6 protein-coding genes and 1 pseudogene are annotated in these 5,160 nt (G+C 56.3%); all 7 read right to left on the bottom strand.

Annotated features, from left to right (window positions below; translation table 11 throughout):
• Positions 1-230: pseudogene (locus tag ACXJJ9_RS16575) on the bottom strand (hypothetical protein); the annotation flags it as partial.
• Positions 231-1,052: 822 nt separating this feature from the next.
• The gene (locus ACXJJ9_RS16570; RefSeq protein ID WP_457098189.1) at positions 1,053-1,388 is read right to left on the bottom strand and encodes a hypothetical protein; all 336 of its coding nucleotides are present in this window, start codon (positions 1,386-1,388) and stop codon (positions 1,053-1,055) included.
• Positions 1,389-1,455: 67 nt separating this feature from the next.
• Positions 1,456-1,782 (bottom strand): putative signal transducing protein, encoded by a 327-nt coding sequence (locus tag ACXJJ9_RS16565; RefSeq protein WP_457098188.1) that lies wholly within the window; start codon positions 1,780-1,782, stop codon positions 1,456-1,458.
• 1,128 nt (positions 1,783-2,910) lie between these two features.
• Positions 2,911-3,711: a hypothetical protein gene (locus tag ACXJJ9_RS16560; RefSeq protein WP_457098187.1), complete on the bottom strand. Its 801-nt coding sequence runs from the start codon at positions 3,709-3,711 to the stop codon at positions 2,911-2,913.
• Between the two features lie 32 nt (positions 3,712-3,743).
• Entirely contained in the window at positions 3,744-4,199 is a 456-nt protein-coding gene (locus tag ACXJJ9_RS16555; protein WP_457098186.1) for a hypothetical protein, read from the bottom strand.
• Positions 4,200-4,261: 62 nt separating this feature from the next.
• Positions 4,262-4,747, bottom strand: a complete 486-nt coding sequence (locus ACXJJ9_RS16550) for an energy transducer TonB (protein ID WP_457098185.1) — start codon at positions 4,745-4,747, stop codon at positions 4,262-4,264.
• Positions 4,748-4,817: 70 nt separating this feature from the next.
• A complete protein-coding gene (locus ACXJJ9_RS16545) occupies positions 4,818-5,099 on the bottom strand; it encodes a hypothetical protein (protein WP_457098184.1) in 282 nt (93 codons plus the stop codon).
• Positions 5,100-5,160: the final 61 nt, after the last annotated feature.

The raw sequence follows: 5,160 nt of genomic DNA, 5'->3' as shown, positions 1-5,160 counted from the left end.
GAGTAGCGTCTCTTGAGCGCGGCCAATCTACGGTCCGTGCCGGAGCAGTAGATCTCCAAGCTCTCTTCAACAAACGCGCGGCGCTCCACCTGGTCCGGCGAATCCCCTTCGGTTGGTTCGCCGCGAAAATGATCGCAAGCATCTCGCTCTACGACAAACGCCTCAACGTCCTGAGGAAGCTGGGGCTGGGGTGTTGCCGTGAGAGCAAACAGGAGCAGGAGAAGATTCATGTGGGGCCTAACGCCTGAATTAAGCCGAGCCGCAGCGGCTTCGGCTTGAATGAATTGTTAGGCCCCGCCCGATCGATAGGGGCGGCGAGCGAGTAGCACGCCAGCCACCACCATGACGAGGCCACTAAGTTCTAGCGTGAAATACCAGAATCTGTCGTCGGAACTTATAAATACAGCATCCGCGCCTTTGATGGACATCTTGATGGTTTGGCCGGTAGCTGCGTTCTCCGCATGCGGCCGGGTTGCCGCTAGATGACTCACATAGCGAGGGGTGCCCCAAAAGAACATCAGGCCACCGAGTAGAAATATTGCAATAGCGAGGATTCGCATGCGGGGCCTAACGCCTGAATTAAGCCGAGCCGCGAAGCGGCTTCGGCTTGAATGAATTGTTAGAGGGCGCCCGCGAGGTTCTTGTCGCGCTTGCGCTTGCTCCTAAACCAGCTCTCCCCGCCGGAGAGTAACAAGGTCTTACGGTCTAGTCGCTCGATAATCCAGGTCTTCGGACTCTTGGAGCAGAAGTCGGTGGTGCACTGTCGCGTCAAACGAGTGCCTTGGACCGCCCAAGTGCCAGCGAACGTAAACGACTCGGCCTCACAGAAGGCCCCGGAGCAGCCATGATCATCAACGGCACACGTAAACGTGCCGTCAGGAAGATAAAGACAATCATCCAGTCGGTAGTCGGTTTTGTTTATCGCATGGCTAGAGTACCAGCGCCCGGAAAGCCCGCTAGCTGTCGGTGCTACGACCTCATGAGCGCACGACGTAAGCCCGATGAGCAGTAACATGGTTGCGATTATCTTCACGCGCCCTCTAACGCCTGAATTAAGCCGAGCCGCGAAGCGGCTTCGGCTTGAATGAATTGTTAGGCATCGCACCCGTGACCTCGCCGATGTGCGAAGCAAGGATCTCAGTGCCCCCAATATTTGCCTCTGACTCTAGCCGACCAGAGCTTATCAATAGCTCAGCGACCCGCAGCATAGTGTCAGTGTTGGCCTCGAAGACCTCAGGAAAAGTGCGCTTAGTTCTATGGCGCAGCCCCGGCGTGGCCAGCGTTTCCAGGTGAATGCAAAAGCAGTAAAGCGTGCCATGGTGCTTTACGTCAAAGAAGACGCCCCAACCACTTTCGTAAGTGATTTGCTCGATAGCCGAGGTGCTCATTGCGATGCCTAACGCCTGAATTAAGCCGAGCCGCGAAGCGGCTTCGGCTTGGATGAAGTGTTAGGCCTCATTGCGAGGCCGCCAAGACCGCCACAACAAAAGCCGAGACTAGAACTACCAAGAGTGGTGACACCCAACGCGGGACCACTTTCTTTACCTTGGCCTTGGATGGTGCGACCTCGGGCTCCGCCATCGTGTCCAGCAATTCCGTGGCCCTTTGCCAGTCTTCCTCGTGAAGAACGTACAGCCGAGAAGCGCTCCCAAGCATAGGGCCAGCGAAACCAGAAAAAACCCTGTCCGAGTCCGAGCAGAAGGTTTCTATGCCTTCTCCCTCAAGGGCGATCCGAAGAGAGTGGACGAAGCTGATGCTGGTAGATGAGCAGAGAAGCTTCATATGAGGCCTAACGCCTGAATTAAGCCGAGCCGCGAAGCGGCTTCGGCTTGAATGAATTGTTAGGCCTCAGCCGATTCACTGACCGAGATCCCGCAGGACGGACAGTGGTTGAGCTGTGGCCGAGACGGACCTAGTGGAACTAGTTTGTACAGCAACAGCCAGAGCTTAGCGGCACAACGCGGGCAACGAGCTGACCGGTACAAGTAGACGAACGCAGCGAGCATGATGGCGAGCGAGGCGCAGGCAGCCAAAAGGGCCAACTGCGCGCGTGTGACCATGGCCATGAATCCAGCCAGCCACGCTAGAAAGATCGTGACGATGAAGTTGCGTTGAGTCCTTGCCAGTAGATCGCGGATGGTCATCTGAGGCCTAACGCCTGAATTAAGCCGAGCCGCGAAGCGGCTTCGGCTTGAATGAATTGTTAGGCCCGCACCGTGCCACAAGCAGCGCAAAAACTTGCCTTTGGAGTGCGCAAAGGCTTGCCACAAGAAGTGCACGGAGGGCCATAAAGACTAACGTGATGGTGCCAGAGGGCTTGATATTTGTCTCGTTGAATCCGGTTAGCTCGCGGTACTTGTCCAGAGCGGCCAGGCCGAGTATCTGGTCCTTAGCCTCAGCGAGAGAAACGTCATGCTCCTGGCGGTACCGTTGCAGCTCGGAAAGGCTATCTCTGAGCAAAGGCGCAACAACCTCCCACTCATGGTCCTCAAGCATTGGAAGAACCATGTCACAGCGCCAACAGTAGAGATTACGTGCCATGCGGGCCTAACGCCTGAATTAAGCCGAGCCGCGAAGCGGCTTCGGCTTGAATGAATTGTTAGGTGCCAGCCGGGTTTCCGAAGCGCTACTCATAAGCGCGGGACTCCTTGATCTCCGTGACAATCTTGCCGCGGCATCTGGCACAGGCACCCTCAACGAAGATGTGACCATCCTCCTCGTACTCGACGGGGTTGAGAAGGCCGATGTCCGCCTCGGCGCAGTTACCACACCAAGTGTTCTCGCAGATGGACTCCTGAACGATCCAGTCTCTGGCAAAGAAGTCTCGTGGAACTCTCATATGGCACCTAACGCCTGAATTAAGCCGAGCCGCGAAGCGGCTTCGGCTTGAATGAATTGTTAGGGCGTACGCTACTCAAGGGTGGACCCGACATCAACGCTAACGGCAGTAATGATCACCTTGTTCATGTAATTTGATCCGTACACCCTAAACGTCTTGGGATATGGCCCAATTTTGTTGTCGCCGACGGTTAGCTCAAAACATGAAGGCAGCTTGACCTTTGTTGGAACACAATCGATTTGACGGGCTTCATCGATGTTGCCTAAGCGAAGCTCACGCAACAGCGCACGATCGTTGCGGCAAATGCCGGTGCATGAAAAAGCAAAGCTTTGGTGTGCAAATGGGCCGCGATCACCAATGGCGTCAAGATATAACGCAATTTCCAGAGCGGACTGCGCGTCGGGCGCTGGAAAATAAGTCTTGGTGGTTTTGACTGAGCTGCAGATTCTTTCCGACTCTTCATACGTCCAGTGACCAGGCGCACGATAGATAGGACCCTCTACACCATAGTGGCGCTCCGCTTGAAGCGACTCGATCTCTCCGCTCTCCTCAAAGTGCACTGTGACCCAATCAGATCCGCACATGCCGAATTGGGATCCAGTGACCACGCCGCGGCCAAAAAATCGCAAGTCATGGAGCGGCGGAGGCCCAGAGGGTGGCCACGGGGTAGAAGGTGGCATACGCCAACTCCTTTCTCCCCACGTGGGTCGATCTACATCGATCATCAGAGAGCCTGCCGTGCCGAGCACTTTCTTAGCTAGTGCGCGTAGCGGAAGGGTTTGCGCTTCAGTCGGACTGACCTGAGCAACGCAACAAAATGGACTCAAAGCCAGTACGGCGATCCAGAGAGTTCTTTTGATGGTTCGGATCACGAGAGCCTCCGGAGTGCGCCCTAACGCCTGAATTAAGCCGAGCCGCGAAGCGGCTTCGGCTTGAATGAATTGTTAGAGCCATGGCCAGCCAACTGCCGGACGCGGGCTCTCACAAAGAGGTGGGCGGTGCAGGCCACTGGCACGCCAAAAATGAGGAAAAGGTCCACCCACTCCGATGAGATGGCCCACAAGACAGCGCTGGGAAGTGCGCCGACTAGTGCGGCAGTAACCAGGTTATTGCGCTTATAGAAGGCAAGCACGGCATAGGCAGGGGCTCCGTAGACGAGAGCCGGGACAAGGCCCGTGAGCGAAGCCGCAATTGCCACAACAAAGCCGATCGTAAGGCTGGACCAGAGCTCCATTGCATTACTGGGAGGAGTGAAGAAGGCCCAAAGGCCGAACGCGAAACCAGTGGCAATACAGCCGACCGGCAAAGCCGCCAGTGAGGCCAGTAATGAGTACGTCAGATAGCGACCAAAGTTTTCCATGGCTCTAACGCCTGAATTAAGCCGAGCCGCGAAGCGGCTTCGGCTTGAATGAATTGTTAGGCCTATGGCCCGGTTGCCGCAAAGGGAAACTCTTGAGCTGCCAACGATGCGACAGCCCGGCCATTGAAGGAAGCAGGCTGAAATCGCCAAGCCTGCATGGCCTCTAGGGCAGCGTCCGTCAGTTGACTGTCAGTACTTTCGATCACCACCGGATCTGCGGCGACCCCCTCGACAGTGATGATGTACGCAACAAGGACCTTGCCCGCCTTGGGCCGCCCGTCAGCTCCGATTGGCGCCTTAGGTAGGCCGCCGGCTGTGGGTCTGGCGCGCTCCATGCCGCCAGACACATCAGCAAATATGTAGCGGCAGCCGTAGGCCTTCTTTGCGGCGGCATCGGTCTCGAGGCCCTCAGGTGTGATGCGGTTGAAGACTGTCCTGGCCAGAACGGACTCAGATGACTCGCCGCCAGAGCTAGCTGGCTTTTCGCAAGCGAAACTGGGTAAAGCGAATGCCAGAGAAAGCATAAGAATTGCTGCTACAAACCGCATGGCTGTTTCCCCATAGGCCTAACGCCCGAATTAAGCCGAGCCGCGAAGCGGCTTCGGCTTGAATGAATTGTTAGCGCGCGCCCGTGATCTTTCTGGCGAAGAGATCAAGGCTGTTGAGGCACTTCTTGACCCTCGCGTCGCAGTCAGCCTGAGTGACCTCTGCGGTTATCGAAATGATGCCAGTGTCCACAGGTTCAATCACCGCACCGACATCCTCGAAGTAGCTTCCGATCTCTGCAAAGAAAAGATCGAGACGCCGGCCAGCCTCCTCGGGAGAAAGTTCGTCGCGCAAAGGTTGGGAATGGGTTTGACCGTTGTACTGATAATAGGGTTGGTACTGATAGTTGGGCATGCAAGTTCCTATGTAGCGCTAACGCCTGAATTAAGCCGAGCCGCGAAGCGGCCGAAGCGGC

Source organism: Lysobacter sp. P5_B9, from assembly GCF_054049835.1.
This window is presented reverse-complemented; position numbering and strand designations above follow the sequence as displayed.